Genomic DNA, 21,274 nt, shown 5'->3' on the forward strand with positions numbered 1-21,274 from the left:
CCATGAAAAGCCGGATAAGAGCGTTATTTCGTCGTCGTTTTAACAGCTGGTTAGACAAACGCAGTCCGCGAACTAGTGAAATTACCCTTAACCAACGCCGTATTTTTATTATCCCTTCCAGTGCAGGTCTTGGCTTCGCCACTATGTTATTGGGCTTGCTGTTGCTCGCCATTAACTACCAGAATAATTTGATATTTGCTCTGTGTTTTTGGCTGTTTAGTATTTTTCTGGTTGCCATTTTACATACTTATGCAAATTTATCGGGGCTGTTGCTGCGGGCTGGCGCCGCTGAACCGGTGTTTGCTGGCGAGTTGGCGAGTTTCCACTTACATCTTGAGGCCGGTAACCGTGATCGTCACCGCTTAAGTGTCGGCTTCCCGGGGCAGCAATTGGAAATCTGTGATATCAATGCGGAAACTGGTGCGGCGAATGTCATCATTAAATATCCCACGCAACGGCGGGGAGCTTTGCGGCCCGGACGAATGGAAGTTACCTCGCGTTATCCCCTTGGTATTCTCCGTTGTTGGAGCGCGCCTTCCTTAGATTGGCATTGCCTTGTTTACCCGCGTCCGCGCAAGCTACGACCGCTGCAAAATAGTGCTGATAGTGGCGAAGGGCATATTCCTGACCGCAGTAAAGACAGTGATGAGTTCAGTGGCTTTAGTCGCTATCAAGCTGGTCAATCACCCCGGCGAATATTCTGGAAAGCCTATGCCAAGGGTCAGGGTCTGTTAGTTAAGCAATATGAACAATCGCAAGCCGATGAATTAATTCTCGATTGGGAAAGCCTGGATGGACTCGATACTGAAGAGCGTTTAAGTACCTTGTGTGCGTGGGCACTCGATTGTGAAAAGAATGGCCTATCCTACGGTTTAAAGCTGCCATCAGTTAGTGTGGCACCGGCTACCGGCGCCGCGCAATTGGCTAAGGTCTTGCGCGAATTGGCGGTCTATTAATATGGCGACGTCGAATATCAATTTTGTTGTGCAGCGGCACGCCGTTATTTGGTTATTATTGGCGCAACTCGTTGCCTTGGCGCCTCAGCTTGGGATCTTGCCGGTTTGGATTGTACTGGTTTGGTCCTTTGTTGCCTTCTGGTATTGGCGGATCGTTACAGCAGCATGGTCTTTCCCCCGGGGCTGGATTAAAACCTGTTTATCGTTAAGTACCATCGCGGGTGTGTATTTTTCGTTTACATCCTTATTCTCGCTCGAAGCCATGGTCAGTATTTTGGTGCTGGCGGTGAGCCTTAAGTTATTAGAATTAAAAACCCCTCGTGACCACTGGCTGATCTTAATGCTTAGCTATTTTATTGTGGCTTGCGGTTTATTATTCTCACAGCAGATTGGCGCCTTGATCTTAGCCCTACTGCAAATAGCCGTGTTATTGATGGCTCAGCAAGCGCTGCAGCGTCGTGAGGCCAAAACCGTGCCGATGCTGCGTATGGTCGGCGTAATGGCGCTGCAATCGCTGCCATTAATGTTAATGTTATTTGTTATATTTCCCCGTATTGGTCCCTTGTGGACAATGCCCTTGCCCAGTGCTCAGGGCACAACTGGCATGTCGGACTCGCTCGAGTTTGGTGATATTGCAAAATTAAGTCAATCTGGCGCGCTGGCTTTTCGGGTTCGATTTAATGGCCCAATGCCGGCCACCGAGGAATTGTACTGGCGAGGATTAGTGCTCGACGATTTTGACGGTCGGCGATGGACGCGAAGTAGCTGGTCATTGTGGTCGAATAAAATGCCATCGCCGGTTGTGACTGAGCCAACGCTTGATTACACCGTGACTTTAGAGCCAGGATCACACAAGTGGTTGTATGCTTTGCCACTCGCAACAGTGCGTCGCGACGACGTGTATTACAGTAAACAACATCTTTGGTTGGTGGGACGGCCATTAACTGGCCGTCTGCAATATTCGGCGAGCAGTTCATTCAATAGTGGTTTAGCTGACGAGGATGCCGCTGCGCGGAAAAACCTGAGTTTGGGTCGATCGGCAAACCCTCGGGCGCAGGCACTTGCCGCGCAATGGGAGCAGCGGTGGCCGGAGCCCAAGGACCGCGTCACTGCCGCGATAGCGTATTTTAGGCAAACGCCGTTTACCTATACCTTGACGCCGCCTCTGCTGGGTGAAAACAATGTCGATGAGTTCTTGTTTGATAGCCGTCAGGGCTTTTGTGAGCATTTTGCAGGAAGCTTTGTTTACTTAATGCGTGCAGCAGGTGTGCCTGCGCGTATTGTGGTGGGTTATCAAGGCGGTGAGTTTAATGAGCGAGATGGCTATTTGCTGGTAAATCAATCAGACGCCCACGCCTGGGCCGAGGTGTATATTCAAGGCCAGGGGTGGCAGCGGGTAGACCCTACCGCGACGGTGGCGCCGAACCGAATTCGTTTAGGCGCGGAAGGATCACTCCGAGGTCAAGAAGGCTATTTGGGTGAATCGCCGCTGTCGCTGCGCAAGTACGACTGGGCCAAGCGCCTACGATATTTTGTTGATAATATGAATTACGCTTGGGCGCGTTGGGTGTTGAACTTTGATTCGAGTACCCAAAACGATTTTCTACTGCGGGTGCTGGGTGATATAAACCCGCAGCGTTTGATGTTGGTCATCATGATGGCCGGTGGAATTCCTTTGGCCTTGGCGGCATTTTTTAGCTTACGATTGCCACGCCGAGCTGGAGAGGATTTGGCGGCGCGTTACTATCTCGCTAGCTGCGCCGCACTGGCGCGTAAAGGAGTGAAGAGAAGGGCAGGAGAGACACCAGAAGATTTTGCTCAACGTGTCGAATCCGAGGAACCTTGCTGGGGAGTATGGCTGCGGGAGCAAACGCGCTTGTTTAGTTTATGCAGTTACTTGCCCGAAAACAGCAGTGCCTACGTCGAGAATTTGAAATCTTTAAAGCGTGCACAACGCCCGCAAAGTTGGTTGGGCCGTGGCAATACTGAAACAGGAAATACCAGTAAATGAGTAAGTTTTTGATTGTGTTACTTGCTGTCGGCGTCATGTTTTATGTGAACCGCGTGCTAAATACCATGTTAATTGATTTCGCCGAGAAAAATCAGCGCTCGGCATTGCGTGTGGGCTATGTTCGTAAAACCCTCAATTTTGGCTCACTAATATTGGGTTTTGTATTGGTGTGTTTTTTCCTTGGCCTTGGTTACCACCAGGTGTTTATTTTTATATCGTCTTTTTTGGCGGTGCTGGGTATCGCTTTGATCGCGCAATGGTCAATGTTGAGCCATTTAACCGCTGGGGTAATTATCTTTTTCGCGTTTCCCTACGGTATTGGTGATCGCATTCGCGTGGTTGATAAGGACGACGACATCAGCGGTCGTATTTTAGAAATTGCACTGTTTCACGTCTTAATTCGCCGGGACGACGGCACAACGGTGGTTTACCCCAACAGCATGATGTTGCAAAAAGCCGTGATAAAACTCAATGCAAACTCATCCTTGGCAGCGCGTGCCGAGGGTTCTGGATTGCCAGCAGACTTGGGCGCAGCACCGGCCCAGCAAAAAGAAATCGACGATCAAGTCTGAATAATTTTTGTATTAGGGCTTATGCGCTTTTAAAAATACCTGCACACAGCTCCGTGCATAGTCGGCGAGTTCATTGTTAGGTTTAGCGTCGCCAGCGCATAGCAGGCTGCGAAACTGCGCTTCGCTGTGAATCATGGCAATGAGCTGACTGGTAGCAAACTCGATGTTGTCGAATTTCAAATTGCCACGTTGGCTTTGTTCGTGCAAATAACTGCTTAGGCGCTGAGTAATTTTGCTTGGGCCAGCTGCCCAAAACAGCTCGCCGATCTCGGTGTTGCTGTCTTCGCGGATGCAGGCTTTAAGAATGCCAATGGCTTCAGGGCTGGCGAGGAGTGAGCAGAGGTCGGTGCAAAAGCTCGTTAGATAGGTTTCGCAGTCCATTGTGCGGCTCTGCTCTTCCGGCACTAACGTGTACTCGTCACATTTTGCCTCGATCGCAGCAGTAAATAATTGCTGTTTATTGCCAAAATGACTGTAGACCGTCTGCTTGGAAACCCCTGCAAACTTGGCAATACCCTCCATACTGACTTTTTCAAAGCCATGCTCGACAAATAGTTCGCCAGCGGCCTGAATGATCAGCTGTCGTTTTTCTTCGCTTTTTGAGCGCCCGCGTTTTTCTTGCACTTTATGCGTCCGTTATTGCTTTTTTGTAATGCTAATTTAAACAAAATAGACTGGACAGTCCAGTATGATTTATCTATATTTGTGCCATTCAACACTGAGTAGAGAATTTTGGCTATGAACCGCTTTTATAAAGCCGCGACCCTGATATGTTTAGCAAATTTTCTACCAATGTTGGCGCAGGCGGAAAACACCTTACTCCCAGTCAGCCACATCACCGTAGAAGAGCAATCTTCCTACCAAGCGCAACGCCTTTTTGCTGGGCGGGTTATTGGTGGGCAGCGCGCTGAAATCGGTTTCGAGCTCGCAGGCCAAGTGCTAACGGTCAATGTTGACGACGGTGAACACGTAGAAGCGGGCCAATTGCTGGCCAGCTTGGACCTGCGAGCGCTAAAAATTGAGCGCGCGGAACTGAAGGCTGCGCAAGTTGAAGTTAGCGCGCGTTTGGCTCAAATCGATAAAGATTTGGTGCGTCTACAAGCATTGCGTGAAAAGTCCTATGTCTCTGAGGGGCAGCTAGAAACCCTTCGCTCTAACCAACAAGCCACCGCCGCGCAGTTAACGCAAGTCGAATCCAAACTCAATGGGGTGGCACTGCGCTTGCAAAAATCCCAATTGCTGGCCCCATTTTCCGGCGAAATTGCGGGGATGCAGTTAGAGGCAGGGGTCTTGGTTGCCGCAGGTCAGCCTTTGATGCAAATAGTGCAAACCAGTCGCAGTGAAGCCGTTTTTGGTGTTTCTGAACAGTTGGGCCGTAATTTGGTGGTTGGCCAGCCCCTAAAAATGTTCGGCGACTTTGGCGATTGGCAAGTAAACCTTATTTCCGTAGCGCAGAACCTGGATTGGCGTACTCAAACCCGCGCTGTTCGGGTTGCAATACCCGCAGAAGCGCCGGTTGTTGACGGCAATACTGCGTATCTATTACTCCCGGAGACCCGCGAAGTGAAGGGTTTTTGGTTGCCTTTACAGGCACTGCTTGAAGACGTCCGCGGCACCTGGGCGGTTTACCAGCTGGTAGGCGCTAAAGACGATAGCTTTGTATTAAAAAAACGCTCGGTGCAAGTGGTGTATCAATATGAGGGGCAGGTTTACTTACGCGGTGAACTTCACAGTGGTGATAAGGTTGTGAGCGGTGGGATGCATCGTCTCGCGCCTGAATTACATGTGAGCTTGGCTCAGGAGTAAACGACGATGAGCCAAAAACTACTGAATAACCCACGCATGGTCGCTTTGGCATTTGCCTTGATTGTGGTGGCGGGACTTGCGGCAATCGCCAGTTTGCCGCGCATGGAAGACCCTCATATGACGAATCGCCATGCCATGGTGATTACTACGTTTCCGGGTGCCAGTGCCGAACGGGTCGAGACACTGATCTCAGAACCCCTCGAAAATGTGGTTCGTCGTATTCCTGAGGTTGTTCACGTTACCTCCCACTCCAGCTCCGGTGTTTCGGTGATGGTGGTGCAGTTAAACGACAATATCTATGGCGACGAAAACGTTGTTCTCTGGGCGGAAATCCGCGACAAAATTGATCAAGCTCGGCATTTGCTGCCCGCCGGGGCATCTGCGCCTGTTGTCGACTCAGAGCGTGGTCACGCATTTACCTGGATTGGGGCGCTGGTTTGGCAAGGCGAGGGCGAGATAAACGCGCTAACGCTGGGCCGCTACGCGGCGGAATTAGCCAGCCGCCTGCGGAGTTTGGCGGGTACCGATATCGTTCAGCTCTACGGTGCACCAGACGAAGAAGTGAAGGTGAAGGTGGATGTGGTTAAGGCCGCGGCCGTTGGCTTAGATGTCCCGCAAATTGCCGGTTTACTGAATAATAGCGATGCTAAAACGGCAGCGGGTGAGTTGAGTAATGCGCGGCAGCGTTTGTCGCTGGAATTAGAAGGTGGGTTTGATGAACTTGAACGTATTAAGCGCACGCCGCTGTTAACACTTGCCACTGGCGGCTCATTGCAGTTGCAAGATATCGCAAGCATCGAGCGTGGTGAACCAGATTCGCCAAGCGCTTACACGATTATTGATGGCGATCGCGGTGTCGCGGTGGCATCACGCATGCTTCCAGATCGCCGGGGCGATCAGTGGACCTCGCGTTTGCAACAAGAAGTAGAAGCCTTTAAGAAAACCCTACCCGAAGAAATTGGTGTACAGGAGTTGTTTGTTCAAGAGCGCTATAACGGCGTCCGACTCAGCGATTTGTTAAACAATATCTTTTTGGGTTTCTTTTTCATTTTTATTATTCTGTTGTACACCTTGGGCTGGCGCTCGGCGGTGATCGTAGCGGTGTCGCTGCCGCTCACTATGTTGTTTTCGCTGGCGTGCATGCGGTCTTTTGATTTGCCAATTCACCAGATGTCGGTGACGGGTCTTATTGTCGCATTGGGAATCATGGTCGATAACGCTATCGTTGTGGTTGATATCGTAATGCGGAACCGCCGCGAAGGGTATTCGGCGATCGCAGCATCAACCAAGGCCCTAAAACACCTTTGGGTGCCATTGCTCGGCTCGACTTTAACTACTATTTTAACCTTTATGCCGATAGTATTAATGCCCGGCCCAGCGGGTGAGTTTATTGGTCCATTAGCGCGAGCGGTTATTTTCTCCTTGGCAGGTTCGTGGTTAATTTCGCTGTTTATAATTGCGCCTATAGCGGGTCGTTGGTTGGGCAAAGACCAGCGCAGTGGCGTAAGCCACCCGAATCTGGATCGGCATTTCAGAAACTTGTTATCGTGGGTGTTAATGCGGCCGCGCCGAGTCATTGTCATTGCGTCGATTTTACCCCTGAGTGGTTTCTTTTTAATTCAAACTCTGCCTGAGCAGTTTTTCCCGCCGTCTGACCGGGACATGATTAATTTTGAAATTTTCCTGCCCGCGGGCACCAGTATTCACCGCACATTGGAAGCCACCGAGCAGATTAGTGATGTCATTAATCAACACCCTGAGGTTGTGGCATTAAACTGGATTGTGGGTCGGAATGGTCCCTCCTTTTACTACAACTTAACAGACAATCGCGACGGTTCATCGAATTACGCACAAGCGATGATCACGATGGTGGATTTTGAGGCGGCTAATCGCCTAGTGGGCGAGTTGCAGCTGGAGTTGGACGCGGCATTCCCCGAATACCAAGTTATAATTCAGCGCCTAGTGCAAGGGCCGCCATCAAACGCACCGGTTGAGCTGCGTTTATATGGCAGTAATTTGGCACAGCTAAAAGATTTAGGTGATCAATTACGCCGTATTGCTTTGGAAACGGAAGATGTTACCCAGGTGCGCGACTCCCTTGGTGAGGCCGTGCCTAAGATCTGGCTGGATATTGATGAGAGTGAAGCTCAGCGAAGCAAAGTCGGCTTAAAAGACTTGTCACAGCTTTTAGCTGCCAGCGTCGATGGCGTGGTGAGTAGCAGTTTACTTGATCGCACTGAGCAAATTCCGGTGCGGGTGTCCGGTGCGCAAGTTAAGCAGTTGAGTGTGGATATGCTGATGTCATTTCCATTGAATCTGCCAACAGGACAGCGCCCCTTGTCGGCAATTGCCGATGTTGATTTGCGACCGGCGCTAGCGAAAATATCGCGGCGCGACGGCCAGCGTATGAATAGTGTCGGCGTATTTATCCGTAATGGCGTGCTACCCGCTGTGGTGTTACAAAGGATTCGAGATAAATTAACTGCCGATAATTTTGTGGTCCCCGAGGGCTTTAAGCTTGAAATTGGCGGCGAAGCGGAAGAACGTAATAATGCCGTTGGCCAGCTATTGGGCAGTGTCGGTATTATTGTGGTTCTGTTGGTTGTTACCGTATTGATGGCCTTCGATTCATTCCGTTTATCAGCGCTCGTATTTCTAGTTGCTATTCAATCGGCTGGCATGGGCATGTTGAGCTTGTGGATGTGGCAATTTCCCTTTGGCTTTACGGCCATTGTTGGCTTAATGGGTTTAATGGGCTTGGCGGTTAACGCGGCAATTGTCATATTAACTGAGTTGAAGGCCTCGCCATTGGCTATGTCAGGTAATCGGGCGGAAATTGTCGAAACAGTGGCTGTCTGTACCAAGCATATCAGCTCTACAACCATAACCACGGTGGCGGGTTTGGTTCCCTTGATCTTTGCCGGTGGGGGATTTTGGCCACCTTTTGCCATTGTGTTGGCAGGCGGCACGGTATTAACCACCATTTTGTCCCTGGTTTTTGTTCCCGCTGCGTTTTTGGTGCTGCGTAGACCGTTCTTTTTGAAATACCTGCCTAAACAAACTGCTGACGAAGAACCGGTATCCGAGACCCATGCCAAGCAAAACCCCGCAACTGATTTAGTCTAATGAGTTATTGCAGTATGGCTTAAGTAAATACGGCTGTGCTGCTAACGTCAGATTTTATATAGGGTAATTTTCGTGAACTCGGCTGCATGGTTGAATCATCGCCTCGACTTCTTGCTATACTGCCGCCCATTAAGTCAGCCGCAATGCCGGTCGACGTTGAGGTCCGTGAATGCCGGCCCGGAGTGAGGTTTACGCCATGAATTTGAACAAAGATATCCAGCTACTGAATAATAAAATTGATTTATACCGCCGCAAATTAGAAGCTGCAAAACTGCGCGATGATCAGAAATCGGTACTGCAGTTTAAGAAAGAGCTAAGCACGCTTAGTCGCAAAGCTGCCAGTATTAAGGGTATGCGCGGTGCACAAAACGCCGGTAAGGCGGAAGACCTTAAAGCATTGGGTTTTAGTCGCGCTCTAAGCAAGGCCGAGCAAGCCGATATGGGTAAGTTTAAAAAATCGGTCAGGGGCTTGGTTGTTGTACACCCTTTGACCGCGCTAGGTAAGGAAATGGGACTTACTGAAGTTACGGCTTACGCGCCAGTTAAATTCTAAGAGTGCGAGACGGACGAAAACCAGCTTTTGAATTTCCCGTCTCACATAAAGAATGCAACAGCATCACTATATCTGCCTCAAATAAATCGATGCTGATTGCGATTCGCGATATAGACCAGTGATAGCATCACCGGCACTTCCACCAAAACCCCAACCACGGTGGCAAGCGCGGCTCCAGAATTTAAACCAAAAAGTGAAATGGCCACTGCCACTGCCAACTCAAAAAAGTTCGATGTGGCGATCATGCACGCCGGTGCGGCGATATTAAAAGGCAGGCGCAGGCGTTTGGCTGCAACAAAACTCAGGGCAAAAATGCCATAAGTTTGAATTAGCAGCGGAATCGCAATCAGCACAATAATATGGGGCTTAGACAGAATAACCTCTGCCTGAAAACCAAACAGCAACACAATGGTGGTTAATAAACCGATAATTGACCAAGGCTTGAGCGTTCTACCGAGTGCAGTAACCCCATTGCTGCCAAGTATTTTACGAGTAAGATAGCCGGCGCTTAGGGGAATTAGCACGTACAAGAACACCGATAGCAACAAGGTTTGCCATGGCACCACAATGCTGTTCACGCCAAGCAGCAAGGCACAAAGCGGCGCAAACGCAAACACCATAATAATATCGTTAATGGAGACCTGCGCAAGAGTGTAATTGGCATCGCCATTACAGAGTTGGCTCCAAACAAACACCATGGCAGTGCAGGGCGCAACGCCGAGTAAAATCATACCGGCAATGTACTCACTGGCCGACTGAGGGTCGACCCAGCGCGCAAACAGTACATCAAAGAACAACCAGGCAATGAATGCCATTGAAAAGGGTTTGATCAGCCAGTTAACGATTAAGGTCAGTGCCAAGCCTTTGGGTTTTTTACCGACATCTTTCATGGCGCTGAAATCGACATGAATCATCATTGGGTAAATCATTACCCAGATCAGCGCGGCTACCACCAGATTAACGTGCGCAATTTCTAAACTGGCCACCATGCTGAATAGGGCCGGAAACCCTTGGCCCAATAGCACCCCAGCGACAATGCTCAGGGCAACCCACACACTTAAATACCGTTCAAATAATCCCATTTCATACTCCGGGTGAAGCTATTGGTGACCCGCGATTACTGCGCGCCAAGTTCACGTAGTGCGCTGTATCGTTCATTTAGTGGAAGTGCACCCAAGTCTAGAGCTAACAGTGCTGAGGTGCGTTTTTTGATTTCGGCAATACAGGCATAAAAGGCCTCACGGATCTCGTCATCGCTGCCGCTTAGTTTAGAGGGGTCTGCTAGACCCCAATGCACCTTTTGGGCGCTACCCAGCCATAAGGGGCATGATTCATTCGCGGCGCTGTCGCATACGGTCACCACTAAATCTGGCGCAAAATCCTCGTGGTCATCCCAAGATTGGCTTTGCAGTGTGCCGGTTGCGACGCCGATCTCTGTTAAATATTTCAGGCTAAGCGGATGAACCTCACCACTAGGCTGGCTGCCAGCGCTGCGGGCATCGAGTTTGCCTTCCCCCATGGCGTTGCTAATGGCCTCGCATAAAATACTGCGGCAGCGGTTGTGGGTGCAGATGTACAAAATTTTAAACGGTGTGGTCATGGCCTATTTGTCCTTAAATGGGTTGGGTTATCTAGGTTTGTTAACAGCAGCGCTCGTCGCTGGGCTGGGCAAGCGTTTGATTTTCTGTATGGACAAACTCCGAATGCTTAAGCAGCGTTTGGCTAATGATCGTTGTTTGCCATTCTTGGAGTTCGGCGCTTAGTCGGTAGTAAATCCATTTTCCGCGCCGCTCATCGCTTACGAGGCCATGTTTTTTTAGTTCGGCCAGGTGCCGAGAAACCTTGGGTTGGCTCATATTAAGCGCCAGGGTGAGGTCACACACGCAAAGCTCCGGATGCCGGGCTAGCAATAGCAGTGTTTTAAGCCGGGTGTCTTCGGCTAAGCATTTAAAGAATTGTGTTGGTGACATGGTTATGCAAATCGTTGGATAACATATGCGGATTTTCGTATATGTTATGGGCCACTGTCAAGCGAGCAGTCGAGTAACTACGCTTGTGTAAATCCCTTACTTCTAACAGTTGTTATTAGCGTTAAGCTTGCGGGTATTGCACCTCTAGGATGGGGGATGCACTACCGATAGGAGGGTAATTTCTGACATTTAAAAAGTATTTTATCGCCATCGTAGACCTATGCTTAATTATCATGGCTGTGGGCGGCTTGTTATTTGCGTGTACTAGCCAAGAGGCCGACCGCCAGCGCGAGGATCGCGATGCTGTCATTCTTCAAGAAGTGATTTTGCAAGCCCCGCTAGACACGATTGTAAATCTAGATGAGTCGCTTTGGCGTATAACCGCAGAAGGCCTAGCAATCCACATCGACCCAGAGCGTGGTTTGTTGGTTGATATTCGCTATTGGTCAAAAGATGTCGACACAATGGTCGCAAATATTAAAAATGCAGGCTATACATTAGACTACCTAAATCCCGTTAATCAACGCTTGAGACTTTGGGTTAAAACCCAAGTCCAGCTGCAGCAATTAGCCGGAATAGAAGGTATTAGTGCGGTGTCGGCGAGTGTGGGCGGGCCCAAGCGAGAATTAACAATGAAGGCATATAATGAGCGTAAATAAGGGCTGGGCGGTATTAGCAGTCTGTGGGCTAAGCCTTTTTAGTGAGACTCTGTGGGCAGAAGCAAATATTAAACAACAATTTGCTCAGCAATCCCCCGCGCTCGCTAAAATGGACAGTCGCTTGCGAAGTGCTATCAATTCGGAGCCCCAGTCACCGACCCTTGGCGATACAGGGTTAAGTTTGCGTCGTGGTGTTAGCAGCGGTCTCGTGCAGAGCGAGATAGTGGAAGTACACCTAAATGATGCCGATGGTTTTAGGGAATTCTTAGCTGAGCAGGGCATTGAATTACAATTTTTAAGTGATGATGGCAAATACGCGTCGGTTAAAACGACTTCTCGCAGTGCCCTGATTGCGTTGGCTGAACTGAGCAATATCCGCTCACTTAACTTGCGAACGCCGTCGATACTGCGGGCTGGTTCAGTAACTAGCCGCGCCGGACGGGCGATGCGTAGCGATAATATTCGCACTAGCCTTGGCGCTGACGGCAGCGGTCAAACCATCGGCATTGTTTCAGACAGCTTTGCCCAGACCAGTGCAATGCGTGATAACAACACGACTCCCGCGCTGAATGCTACCGGTAATTTACAGGGCAGTGTCTCTCAAGACAGTGGTGATTTGCCGGCCGCTGTCCGCTTACTGCGTGATAACGTCGAGGGCGGTACCGACGAAGGCGCGGCAATGGCGGAGTTGGCCTATGATGTTGCGCCTGGCGTGGATTTCCTCTTTCACGCAGCGGGTAATAGCCGTGTCGAAATGGCGGCGGCAATCGACAAGCTCTGCAGCGCCGGACAGGCTGATATTGTTGTCGATGACATACTATTTATTAGCGAGAGCGTTTATCAGGACGATTTGCCGGCACTCGCGGCAAGCCGCTGTGTGGCGGCAGGTATTCCCTATCTGACCGCCGCTGGGAACGATGCTGATCAGGCCTATCGATTTGTGTATAAGGATTCGAATAGCGGCATAGATGAAGCGGGAACCCAGCTGTATCCCTCTGGCAATGATCTTCATAACTGGAGTTCCAATGCGACTGACCGGTTTCTTGCAATTACTCTCGAGGCGGACTCCTTAGTCTATGTGGTACTTAACTGGAATCAGCCTAACGAAAGCGTAAATGCCAATAACGGCGCGCAAATAGATCTGGATTTATATGCGACAACTGCCGCTAATGTTTTGGCGCTTAATGCCGCAAGTCTGAGCTTTGTCGACGCCAGTACAAATCGGCAGGGCACGACAGGAAATCCAAATGGCGATGCCTATGAATTTGTTGAATTAAAAACCGGTGCCAACCCAGAAACGTTTTACATTGCTGTAGAGCATTTTGACGGCAGCCAAGACGATATACCTCAGCGCAGCGGTGTGCCGCTAGAATTCCGGCTACTGATCACTGGGGGTAGCCCAAGCAACCTAGAGTACCCATACAACGGTGTTGCTATTTGGGGTCACTCAATGGCTGCCAATGTGGCGTCGGTTGCCGCAGTGCCATGGTGGGAGTCGTCAGAGTTTAGACCAGAAGGCTACGATACTTTAGGTATAGACCCCGAGCCGTTTACCTCTCTTGGCGGCGTAACGACGTTGCAATTTGACTCTAATGGCGACTACCGCGTGGAAAATCGCGCGGCACCCACTTTTGCGGCAATAGACGGCAATAACAATACCTTTTTAGGCAGCTACAACAATGTTGCGCAGGAAGATGGCGAGATTGATAGCTTCCCTAATTTTTATGGCACCTCGGCGGCCGCACCTAACGCCGCAGCGGTTTTTGCGATTCTTAGGCAGGCATACCCCAGTGTTACCCCAGCGCAGCTAAACAGCGCGGTTCAAAGTACTGCCACCGATGTGAACGGCCGTCGGGCGAACAGTGGTTACGACGAGGTTAGCGGCGACGGCTTATTGAATGCAGTGGCGGCAGCAAACGCCGTATCTACAGCTGTTGGCGTAACTCCAACGCCGACTCCAATACCGACTCCAACTCCAACTCCAACACCGACACCGACACCGACGTCTAGCGGTGGTGGTGGCGGGGGAGCCTGTTTTATTGCAACGGCTGCATACGGCAGCTATCTCGCACCAGACGTAAAAGTATTGCGCGATTTTCGTGACACCGTATTACTGCCTTATAGTTGGGGGCGCCGTATCGTGGCAAGTTATTATCACTATTCACCACCGATCGCCGACGCCATTGCGGGTTCAAGCTCTCTGCGGTTCCTTACGCGAGCGGGGCTTAGCCCTTTAGTCTATGGGCTAAAATACCCGCTATGGACCTTGTCAGCGTTAATGGCTGCACTACTGGTCTCTATACGCTATCGCGCCCATCGCCGGGCGCGTGAGACAGTAATCGCTAATTAGCTAGCAATTAAAGCTTCTAAGCCGTTGATTTTTTTCAATCATATCAGTAGACTGCGAACGCTTTTAAAGCACTAGCGCTACCCAAAAGCTGTTGTTCATAAGCTTTTGCATCATTACCGGCTCTTACGTCGGAACCCCTTAGCCCGGGTGGTGAAATCGGTAGACACAGGAGACTTAAAATCTCCCGACAGCAATGTCGTGCCGGTTCAAGTCCGGCCCCGGGCACCAATAAAATCAACTAGTTATGATCTGCTTTCGATTTCGTTTGTTCGTTGATAATTTTCGTGTAGACGCAATGTAGACGCTTCAGCCTGCCGACGATATAGTGATGTTATTAATGGCGACTTAAGTAGGCTTGCTTACATGGAATTGGTTGACGTCTCAAATTGGCCTTTAGATGAAAGTGCTGGTGTCTTTCCAGTCGGAGCCAGAGATAAAGAGATGGTCTGGGCTCCGGAGTCTGTTGAGGCACCCTTGCGATCTAGCTGGCCATATTTATTTAAAGAATCTATTGCTCGATATCCTGATCAGTATTGGACTGAAGTGGTAGCGTATATAGTCTCCACGCACCTCGGGGTATGGGTTCCCCGTACGCTGCCTGCCTTTAAAATTGTTGATGGAGTACGCCGGGAGGGAGCGCTGATCGAGTGGTTCTATGACGTTAATTCAGATAGGTATATTTCTGGAGAGCCATTTTTTAAAAAGCTAATTCCGAATTTTGATGATAAAACTGGGCGGCAGCACAATATCCGAGATTTGATACTTATACTGCGAAGCTTTGCCATAAATTACTCGCTAGATACGGATTACAAGAGTTGGTTGGCAGATGTTGCTATTTTTGATTGTTTAATTGGTAATACTGACAGGCATCAAGAAAACTGGGGCGCTATTTATAAAGAGGGCGACATCATAGTCCTTAGCCCTTTGTTTGATAATGGTACTAGTTTAGGGCATGAAAGGTTTACAGACCGAGTGGCTGGGTGGGATATTGATAGATTATATAAATATTTACTTAAAGGCGATAATCACCTCAGGTTTACAAGAAAAGCTGATAGTAAGCGAATAAATCACTTCAGTTTAGTGCATTTAATTGCTAATAAGCTGCCTTGGGGGCTGAATGATTACATGCTAAGTAAAGTCGAATCTGTCGATTTGCCTTTAATGCTTCGTGAAATTAGTACTTTGATAGATATTAAATGCGAACAGAGCTTCACCAGAGAACGATATGACTGGATGGGGCGTATATTAGTTGCACGGCATATGCTGTTACTGAACACTATTAATAGATGAATACTCAGAGTAATTTAAAAGTCAACACGCTTCTTTTAACTTGGCGGCCAATACGCGAGGCGGCCAGCCGTTATCTTGTAGGTTATCTGCGACGTTCAGAGTCTGGCTATACGTTTGAATATGCACTTAATACTCAAGATTTTATTGACGCTAAAGATCATGGGTTTTCAGGATATCCGGCATTTAAGATTGCTGATCGATCTTATAACATTGATGTATTGTCGAGTTTTGCTAAACGTCTGCCGCCAGCATCACGAGGTGATTTCTCGCGATTTCTTGCGGCCCACATGGTTGCTCCAGGTTCTTATGAAGACGCTTTTGAGCTAATTTCATATACGGGCATCAGGTTGCCTAGCGACGGCTTTGATCTAATACCGGATTTGGGGAATGTTGCACTGCCTTTTAATTATCTCGTTGAGGTTGCAGGAACTCGATATAATATTTCTACAGAAGAGGCCGGCAAGCTAAGTGTCGGTGACAGGGTGAATCTCTTTAGGGAGGACGATAATCAATATGATTCAAATGCCATAGCAGTAATGAATGGAAATATGAAAATAGGCTACATTAATCGCCTTCATTGCCGAGCTTTGAGAGCACTAATCGCTAACGGAGTAAGTGTATCCTGTCGTATAGCCCGGCTGAATGGGACACAGGAGAGGCCGCTAATCTTCGTAATGTTGTCTGTGTTCTAACGCACTATCATCGATAAGTTGTAGCGGTAGAATAACTCGCTAGTACCGTACAGTTATTGACAGAACTCCAAGGAAAAGCATTTTAAAACCTGACTGATCCTCAGTGCGAATGGATTCTTCGAATCCAAGCGCTCTGAGGATCTCCGGTGGGGTGAGTTGTTCATTTATAGTCCCTGCCACTATTTGGCGAAAATCGGTCAAAAATTACATCAGGCTCGTATGGCGTTTTGTAGAACTCGCGTTGATCGAATTGAGCCACCACCTCATCGCGGTCAGCTAGCTGTATTCTCCATTCGTGAATTCTTGTGATTACCCGGCAACCACCGCGCATTATCACGCCTTGCAGACGCTTGGTAATTTCGCCGTATTTGTTTTCAGATTCATCGTTATTGTCAGGAGTGACATGAAGGGCGCGAACGGGCATCTCGGAGCGTTTTACCAAAGGGCCGCCCATTAGGTCGATAAATCTCGCCCAGTCGCCTGCGTCACATGCTGAACGTAGCTCCTCCAGATCCTTGAGGCTGGCGCCTTCAAGTGGATCTCGGAGTCGGCGCAATTCGCGCCAGACAGTAACGGATGTGCTTCCTATCTGCTGAAATTGACGAATTCCCCAAGTACTGGCCCACGCCTCGACTCGTTGTATACTTTCGAGTGCTTTATTGTCTACTTCAAAGTCTGATTCTGACTCCATTCCCGCACCGTCGATATTTTTCGAGACGTATTTAGCTATATAGCCAGTCGCGCTGCCTTTACTCGGATCAATCAATTCGTAATCAAATCGATACTTACTAGCTCCGGGTTCGTCAGGGGCGACTTCCATGGCGTAATTACGAAAGATCTCGATTGCCTTATCCAGTACGTCTGGCGCAAAAAACAGCAAGAGATGCCAGTGAGGGGTGCCATCATGATGCGGTTCAGCAATCCTAAAACCGAAACACATAATATCGTTGCGGTGCCACTTCGCCCGAGTCTTCGCCCAGACACTATTGAGATAGGATTGCGCTTCTATCGGTGAGTAACCGGCAAAATTTGGGTTTTTTTGTCCTGAGTGTTTCACTGCATGATAAGCACTTGGACATGTAAGTGTAAGAAATGCTGCTTTAAAGCCAAGTGCGGTTGCGCAGTCCTCAGCGCCACGAACGCGGGTCATAAATTCATTTCGTCTATTTCGCGGGTTTGATACTGAACTGTCGACCATGTCTGCGAGACTTGCTTTAAACCCTGTGTCGAGATTTTCGGCCTCGAGCCGTTCCATTAGCTTGCGGTTTCTATGTCGCTGTTCTGTTCGGCGACGAAGGGTATAGTCGGAAACGTAGGGCGCTTTGGTTTTAGAAACCATACCCAGCTTTCTGCAAATATTCTCAAGTTGGCGAGCAGCCTTGACCCGTAACTTACGCCGGAGCCATATGGGGTCGGTAATGCGCGCAAGCGCTGATACTGCCTTTTCTTTACTGAAATCACGGCTTAGGTTTAACGGGAATGCGACCCCGATTAGCTCGAATTTAGCAGCAACGTCCCGAATTACCTTTTTATAACTATCGGGGCCGTAGGCTTGAGCTAGATTTGCAGTCAGGCCAAAGAGGCTTTTCGTTTTTACCTCGCAATACTGCTTTATGTCTTCGTCGTGGCAGTCAACGAATAGACCAGTTCTCCCGAGTTTCAGCTCCTTTTCTAAGTGCACCAGCCAGCGATTGGCATCGACATACCCACCAGCTAACGCAATTCGTTCATATTCATCGGCGAGCGCACTAGAAAACCAAGGGTGACGAGCGAAGATCTTACTCCGCCACAAATGGCACTGAGGGGTGCCGAAATGAGAAATCCGATCGATAGGTGCACGGGTGCTTCGAGTTCTTACCTCGTTCGTCATTTGGCAGCTCCACGGTATTCCGAGGTAGAGCCGAACGTCTGGCTATCTAGGAAATGTTCAAGATCATTCTCTCGGTATCTAATTGCACGGGAGCCGATACGTACAAAAGGAATACGAGAGCCACGCCAGCGGTCTTTCTCAAGAAATGAAGCGCTTACGCCCAGAAATTGGGCGGCCTGTTTGGTCGTGAATAGATTCGTTTTCATTGGAGCCTCCAGCACAAGTAGGTGTTGGAGGTAGTGTGCGGAGGTATGATTATTGATGGCTTGGCACTGTGCGATCGTGCCTAGGCATAATCATTAGCAATTGTTTATTTTTTCCTAATCCAATCTGCGAACTTAACCGGAGGGTTTGTAAGTAGTTCATTGCCTTCATCATCAAGCAGCAGGTCTGGAGGGATTATTTTATATAGCTTTCTGGCCGCCGCCGCGTAGCTGATTTCAGTGTCTTTGTAATGGGTAGCCCAGTTTGTAAGCACCCAATCCTTTATATCTGAAAAGCGACCCGACCGTGACTCTCCGCCTTTTGACGCTCCTTTTTGAATTCCAGCTACTTGTTTGCTGTATTTGAAACCCATCTGATTGAACATAAGCATGCTGTAGGCATGGTTTATCATATATAAATCGTTGTCTAATAATTCGGCGATTTCTTGATAGGCAGTATTGATATCTTTAGATAAAATTCGTTGCTCTTTTCGTGCTAGCTCACCAATACTGCAAAGTAGAATGATTGAGACGAATTCCGGATATTTTTCGACCCCGCCCTTGATGACGTTTCCAAATAGCTGGCTTGCGGATTCATTTTTTTCAAATTCAGGCATGTAGTTGTCCGAGTAGTTAACAGCAGTTGCTGTTGCTTTTCCTACAAATTCGCCTGGACGGGGTATCTCTTTACGCATATTTTCAGCAATGGCTTGGATGTTTGGGTCGGCCGCAGTTTTTTCAAGGTGGGCAATGGTTTCAGCAATCTTTTCACTTGATAAATGAGTGATTATCGAACGTGCGAGTGTCGCAGCCTCCCTCACTATCCTGCCGCCGGTAATTGGAAGCTCACCAGTCATTAAATCAAAATTTGAAAACAAACCTTCATTGTTCATGGCGTCATCAATTCCTGTATACGGGCCGCAATTTTGTCCATAGGGTTTCTAAGCCGCTGAACGTCAGCCACTATATAGCCTGCGGTAACGTCATTTGGGTTTCGGTGATTCAGCAATCGTTTAAGAGCGTAAGCCGGAATATCAAGGCTCTCAGCAATTGTTATGAAGGTTCGTCTTAGGTCGTGGAGTGTAAACGTAACCCCCGAAAGCTCGGTGACCTGCTTAATAGCGTGCCGAGGCTCCTTAAAATGAGTGTCGTGTTGGGGGCTTGGAAAAACCCACACTTCGTCTTTTTTAGCTGCATCCTTTCGTTTGGTCAGTAATTCAAACAGATAGTTAGGCAGCGGCAAAACATGCTTTTCTCGGTTCTTTGTGTCGGGAATGGTAAATGTTCGGTCGATTAAATCCACTTCTTGCCAGCGCAATTTAGCGGCTTCCATTTTACGAAGCCCGGTAAATAGCAGGAAGAGTAAGAAGTCTCGCGTAACTTCTAAAGTCAGTTGCTCGACGGCATCATTCCATGCCTTTAATTGGTGCTGTTTGATAACGCCGGTACGCCGTTCTACGCGATACCAGGCTCGATTTCGTCGGAGCCTATCTACCGGGTTTGTGCGAATAATCGGCTCGCCTTGGCCATCTTCGTATTTTTCCATTGAGTGGTTAAAAATGGCGCGCAGCACTCGCATGGTGTTGTTGGCCCTTGCGGGGGCACGTTGACCAATCTCGTAGTGCCTGGCCTCGACCATATCTTTGCTGATAGCGGTAAGAGGGCGGTTTTTCCAGTCAGCGAGGCAGCCATCGACACATTTCTCGTAGTTCTTGATGGTGCCTGGCTTTAAGTCCTTGCGGCTTTTTTGGTAGCTTTCAAAGGCTTCTTGCAAGGTGACCTTTCGGCTTGAATCGGCCCGTTTCTCGGCAACGGGGTCTTTGCCGACGGTAATGTCGCCCAATAACTCAATGGCTTTACCTCGCGCTTTCTCTGGTGTCAGCGGGCCATATTTACCAATCGTTAGCCTCTTTACGCGGCCACTAATGCGCTTCTCGACAATAAAGGATTTGGCGCCGCCACTGGTTACCCGTAGGCCGAAACCGGGTAGGGCGCTGTCCCGATAAAAGGCTTGCTTGGTTTTACCGTCTGTCGATACCGGAAGCGGGAGCTTGTCGATGAACGATTTACTCAGTCGGGTCATGATGTTTTTCGCTCCAAGATCAATGCGCGTAATTCGCTGATGGCTTTCCAGGGGCGGTATCGGTGAATCATGCGGTGGCAATTACTGCATACGATAGCGAGATCGTCGAGCCGGGTTTTTTCACCTTTGGTCATCTCGGATACAGGCTTTTTGTGGTGGCATTCCGCAAACTCTTTGCCGATATCGCCATATACTGCGTGGAAATCAAAATCGCATACCTCGCAGAGTAGGGTGCCAGTGCGTTTTAATACGGCCTGCTTTTTTTGTTTGATCAGCTTACTGTTGCGCTCGCGGGTGCGGTGAACGCGCTCAATGATACCGCCTTCGTTCTGACCGTCTTGCTCGTCTATGTCTAGGGCCTCTTCAGCGGCGCGCCGAGGCACTTCAACCGACAACTCTCGAATACTTTTGGCGGTTTTACGTAAACGGGATAAATCGTCTGAAAATTCTTCGAAAACCATTTTGTCGAGCTTGCTGGCTGAACTCATACCGGCGCCAGCAGCTTTAGGGTCAATGGCGCGGAAGTTGGCGAGCTTAAGGCCGACGCCGTTGGGGTTGCGGAATGTGGTAGCGCGACCTTCTACAGTGGGGTGAATGGGGAGGGAGTTAAGGGTGTCGCTTAAGGTGATAACGTCGGGGTGAACATTGTTGCCGACAGCGCCGGGGGCGTTAAAATACAGTTCGAGTGCGAGTATTAATTCTTCGCGCTTCCATGCTGGGTTGCGTGGTAATGGGTCGCCCATAAAAATCTCCCGTCCGTGTATAGAAAAATTAACTGCTCCGTGTGTAGACAAGGGGTGTAAAAACGGCCTAAAAAACCCGTAAAAATCGCCCTATAATCTCCCGGCCACAAATATGTAGACGCAATGTAGACGGATAATGGCAAAAAATGGCTAGTTTGGTCAATAGCCGTCTAAGAGGAAAGTTGGGGAATGTTGCTTAAGTGTCTGATTATTATTGTTAAATGTGGCTGCGTCTAAATCTGTCCAAGAATCCTGTAAATAACTTAAAATCTCCCGACAGCAATGTCGTGCCGGTTCAAGTCCGGCCCCGGGCACCAAGTACTATTTCTCGTACATTTCTTTTCTCGTCACATTGCGTCACATGACGGCATCAACCTATTAAAAATCAAT

At 49.0% G+C, this 21,274-nt stretch carries 19 protein-coding genes and 1 tRNA gene; 11 read left to right on the plus strand and 9 right to left on the minus strand.

Features of this window, described 5'->3' with window-relative positions:
- Nucleotides 1-2: 2 nt before the first annotated feature.
- Genes ABD836_RS01785 through ABD836_RS01795 form a run of 3 tightly spaced genes read left to right on the plus strand, consistent with a single transcriptional unit; the run spans nucleotide 3 to nucleotide 3,539 of the window.
- On the plus strand, nucleotides 3-956 hold the full coding sequence (locus tag ABD836_RS01785; protein ID WP_344932034.1) for a DUF58 domain-containing protein: 954 nt from the start codon (nucleotides 3-5) through the stop codon (nucleotides 954-956).
- A 1-nt stretch (nucleotide 957) separates the two neighbouring features.
- A complete protein-coding gene (locus ABD836_RS01790; RefSeq protein WP_344932036.1) occupies nucleotides 958-2,967 on the plus strand; it encodes a transglutaminase TgpA family protein in 2,010 nt (669 codons plus the stop codon).
- Nucleotides 2,964-3,539: a mechanosensitive ion channel family protein gene (locus ABD836_RS01795; protein WP_344932038.1), complete on the plus strand. Its 576-nt coding sequence runs from the start codon at nucleotides 2,964-2,966 to the stop codon at nucleotides 3,537-3,539. Before ABD836_RS01790 ends, ABD836_RS01795 begins: the two co-directional genes overlap by 4 nt.
- Before the next feature lie 12 nt (nucleotides 3,540-3,551).
- Here the strand turns inward: ABD836_RS01795 and ABD836_RS01800 are convergent, their stop codons facing one another.
- Nucleotides 3,552-4,163, minus strand: coding sequence for a TetR/AcrR family transcriptional regulator (locus ABD836_RS01800; protein WP_344932039.1), 612 nt, complete (start codon nucleotides 4,161-4,163; stop codon nucleotides 3,552-3,554).
- Nucleotides 4,164-4,277: 114 nt separating this feature from the next.
- Between ABD836_RS01800 and ABD836_RS01805 the strand changes: the two genes are divergently transcribed.
- The 3 genes from ABD836_RS01805 (at nucleotide 4,278) to ABD836_RS01815 (ending at nucleotide 9,024) form a co-directional block, all read left to right on the plus strand.
- Nucleotides 4,278-5,345 (plus strand): efflux RND transporter periplasmic adaptor subunit, encoded by a 1,068-nt coding sequence (locus ABD836_RS01805; RefSeq protein WP_344932040.1) that lies wholly within the window; start codon nucleotides 4,278-4,280, stop codon nucleotides 5,343-5,345.
- Nucleotides 5,346-5,351: 6 nt separating this feature from the next.
- Nucleotides 5,352-8,471, plus strand: coding sequence for an efflux RND transporter permease subunit (locus tag ABD836_RS01810; protein ID WP_344932041.1), 3,120 nt, complete (start codon nucleotides 5,352-5,354; stop codon nucleotides 8,469-8,471).
- A 196-nt stretch (nucleotides 8,472-8,667) separates the two neighbouring features.
- Entirely contained in the window at nucleotides 8,668-9,024 is a 357-nt protein-coding gene (locus tag ABD836_RS01815) for a YibL family ribosome-associated protein (RefSeq protein WP_344932042.1), read from the plus strand.
- A gap of 77 nt (nucleotides 9,025-9,101) precedes the next feature.
- Here the strand turns inward: ABD836_RS01815 and arsB are convergent, their stop codons facing one another.
- Genes arsB through ABD836_RS01830 form a run of 3 tightly spaced genes read right to left on the minus strand, consistent with a single transcriptional unit; the run spans nucleotide 9,102 to nucleotide 10,994 of the window.
- Nucleotides 9,102-10,106, minus strand: a complete 1,005-nt coding sequence (gene arsB / locus ABD836_RS01820) for an ACR3 family arsenite efflux transporter (protein WP_344932043.1) — start codon at nucleotides 10,104-10,106, stop codon at nucleotides 9,102-9,104.
- Between the two features lie 35 nt (nucleotides 10,107-10,141).
- On the minus strand, nucleotides 10,142-10,624 hold the full coding sequence (locus tag ABD836_RS01825) for an arsenate reductase ArsC (protein ID WP_344932044.1): 483 nt from the start codon (nucleotides 10,622-10,624) through the stop codon (nucleotides 10,142-10,144).
- Nucleotides 10,625-10,664: 40 nt separating this feature from the next.
- On the minus strand, nucleotides 10,665-10,994 hold the full coding sequence (locus ABD836_RS01830; protein ID WP_344932045.1) for a metalloregulator ArsR/SmtB family transcription factor: 330 nt from the start codon (nucleotides 10,992-10,994) through the stop codon (nucleotides 10,665-10,667).
- 233 nt (nucleotides 10,995-11,227) lie between these two features.
- On the opposite strand from ABD836_RS01830, the gene ABD836_RS01835 reads away from it, so the two are divergent.
- The 5 genes from ABD836_RS01835 (at nucleotide 11,228) to ABD836_RS01855 (ending at nucleotide 15,985) form a co-directional block, all read left to right on the plus strand.
- Complete coding sequence (locus ABD836_RS01835; RefSeq protein WP_344932046.1) at nucleotides 11,228-11,653, plus strand: hypothetical protein; 426 nt, start codon at nucleotides 11,228-11,230, stop codon at nucleotides 11,651-11,653.
- The gene (locus ABD836_RS01840; RefSeq protein ID WP_344932047.1) at nucleotides 11,640-14,003 is read left to right on the plus strand and encodes a CFI-box-CTERM domain-containing protein; all 2,364 of its coding nucleotides are present in this window, start codon (nucleotides 11,640-11,642) and stop codon (nucleotides 14,001-14,003) included. Before ABD836_RS01835 ends, ABD836_RS01840 begins: the two co-directional genes overlap by 14 nt.
- 141 nt (nucleotides 14,004-14,144) lie before the next feature.
- Nucleotides 14,145-14,231, plus strand: a tRNA-Leu gene (locus ABD836_RS01845).
- A 135-nt stretch (nucleotides 14,232-14,366) separates the two neighbouring features.
- Entirely contained in the window at nucleotides 14,367-15,293 is a 927-nt protein-coding gene (locus tag ABD836_RS01850; protein ID WP_344932048.1) for a HipA domain-containing protein, read from the plus strand.
- Nucleotides 15,290-15,985 (plus strand): HIRAN domain-containing protein, encoded by a 696-nt coding sequence (locus ABD836_RS01855; protein ID WP_344932049.1) that lies wholly within the window; start codon nucleotides 15,290-15,292, stop codon nucleotides 15,983-15,985. Before ABD836_RS01850 ends, ABD836_RS01855 begins: the two co-directional genes overlap by 4 nt.
- Nucleotides 15,986-16,145: 160 nt before the next feature.
- On the opposite strand, the gene ABD836_RS01860 is transcribed toward ABD836_RS01855, so the two are convergent.
- The 5 genes from ABD836_RS01860 to ABD836_RS01880 form a co-directional block, all read right to left on the minus strand.
- Nucleotides 16,146-17,855 (minus strand): replication endonuclease, encoded by a 1,710-nt coding sequence (locus ABD836_RS01860; RefSeq protein ID WP_344932050.1) that lies wholly within the window; start codon nucleotides 17,853-17,855, stop codon nucleotides 16,146-16,148.
- Nucleotides 17,852-18,061 (minus strand): helix-turn-helix domain-containing protein, encoded by a 210-nt coding sequence (locus ABD836_RS01865; protein ID WP_344932051.1) that lies wholly within the window; start codon nucleotides 18,059-18,061, stop codon nucleotides 17,852-17,854. Before ABD836_RS01865 ends, ABD836_RS01860 begins: the two co-directional genes overlap by 4 nt.
- 104 nt (nucleotides 18,062-18,165) lie before the next feature.
- Complete coding sequence (locus ABD836_RS01870; protein WP_344932052.1) at nucleotides 18,166-18,951, minus strand: hypothetical protein; 786 nt, start codon at nucleotides 18,949-18,951, stop codon at nucleotides 18,166-18,168.
- Complete coding sequence (locus tag ABD836_RS01875; RefSeq protein WP_344932053.1) at nucleotides 18,948-20,141, minus strand: tyrosine-type recombinase/integrase; 1,194 nt, start codon at nucleotides 20,139-20,141, stop codon at nucleotides 18,948-18,950. The genes ABD836_RS01870 and ABD836_RS01875 overlap by 4 nt, the downstream gene beginning before the upstream one ends.
- Nucleotides 20,138-20,884: an HNH endonuclease gene (locus ABD836_RS01880; RefSeq protein WP_344932054.1), complete on the minus strand. Its 747-nt coding sequence runs from the start codon at nucleotides 20,882-20,884 to the stop codon at nucleotides 20,138-20,140. The genes ABD836_RS01875 and ABD836_RS01880 overlap by 4 nt, the downstream gene beginning before the upstream one ends.
- Between the last annotated feature and the right edge of the window lie 390 nt (nucleotides 20,885-21,274).

This window comes from Zhongshania borealis, assembly GCF_039539625.1.
Classification (GTDB): domain Bacteria; phylum Pseudomonadota; class Gammaproteobacteria; order Pseudomonadales; family Spongiibacteraceae; genus Spongiibacter; species Spongiibacter borealis.

What these genes read in the sequence shown, in the direction of transcription:
- ABD836_RS01785 (WP_344932034.1), top strand. Translation starts at nt 3, where the DNA reads ATGAAAAGCCGGATAAGAGCGTTATTTCGTCGTCGTTTTAACAGCTGG.
- ABD836_RS01790 (WP_344932036.1), top strand. Translation starts at nt 958, where the DNA reads ATGGCGACGTCGAATATCAATTTTGTTGTGCAGCGGCACGCCGTTATT.
- ABD836_RS01795 (WP_344932038.1), top strand. Translation starts at nt 2,964, where the DNA reads ATGAGTAAGTTTTTGATTGTGTTACTTGCTGTCGGCGTCATGTTTTAT.
- ABD836_RS01805 (WP_344932040.1), top strand. Translation starts at nt 4,278, where the DNA reads ATGAACCGCTTTTATAAAGCCGCGACCCTGATATGTTTAGCAAATTTT.
- ABD836_RS01810 (WP_344932041.1), top strand. Translation starts at nt 5,352, where the DNA reads ATGAGCCAAAAACTACTGAATAACCCACGCATGGTCGCTTTGGCATTT.
- ABD836_RS01815 (WP_344932042.1), top strand. Translation starts at nt 8,668, where the DNA reads ATGAATTTGAACAAAGATATCCAGCTACTGAATAATAAAATTGATTTA.
- arsB (WP_344932043.1), bottom strand. Translation starts at nt 10,106, where the DNA reads ATGGGATTATTTGAACGGTATTTAAGTGTGTGGGTTGCCCTGAGCATT.
- ABD836_RS01825 (WP_344932044.1), bottom strand. Translation starts at nt 10,624, where the DNA reads ATGACCACACCGTTTAAAATTTTGTACATCTGCACCCACAACCGCTGC.
- ABD836_RS01830 (WP_344932045.1), bottom strand. Translation starts at nt 10,994, where the DNA reads ATGTCACCAACACAATTCTTTAAATGCTTAGCCGAAGACACCCGGCTT.
- ABD836_RS01835 (WP_344932046.1), top strand. Translation starts at nt 11,228, where the DNA reads ATGGCTGTGGGCGGCTTGTTATTTGCGTGTACTAGCCAAGAGGCCGAC.
- ABD836_RS01840 (WP_344932047.1), top strand. Translation starts at nt 11,640, where the DNA reads ATGAGCGTAAATAAGGGCTGGGCGGTATTAGCAGTCTGTGGGCTAAGC.
- ABD836_RS01850 (WP_344932048.1), top strand. Translation starts at nt 14,367, where the DNA reads ATGGAATTGGTTGACGTCTCAAATTGGCCTTTAGATGAAAGTGCTGGT.
- ABD836_RS01855 (WP_344932049.1), top strand. Translation starts at nt 15,290, where the DNA reads ATGAATACTCAGAGTAATTTAAAAGTCAACACGCTTCTTTTAACTTGG.
- ABD836_RS01860 (WP_344932050.1), bottom strand. Translation starts at nt 17,855, where the DNA reads ATGACGAACGAGGTAAGAACTCGAAGCACCCGTGCACCTATCGATCGG.
- ABD836_RS01865 (WP_344932051.1), bottom strand. Translation starts at nt 18,061, where the DNA reads ATGAAAACGAATCTATTCACGACCAAACAGGCCGCCCAATTTCTGGGC.
- ABD836_RS01870 (WP_344932052.1), bottom strand. Translation starts at nt 18,951, where the DNA reads ATGAACAATGAAGGTTTGTTTTCAAATTTTGATTTAATGACTGGTGAG.
- ABD836_RS01875 (WP_344932053.1), bottom strand. Translation starts at nt 20,141, where the DNA reads ATGACCCGACTGAGTAAATCGTTCATCGACAAGCTCCCGCTTCCGGTA.
- ABD836_RS01880 (WP_344932054.1), bottom strand. Translation starts at nt 20,884, where the DNA reads ATGGGCGACCCATTACCACGCAACCCAGCATGGAAGCGCGAAGAATTA.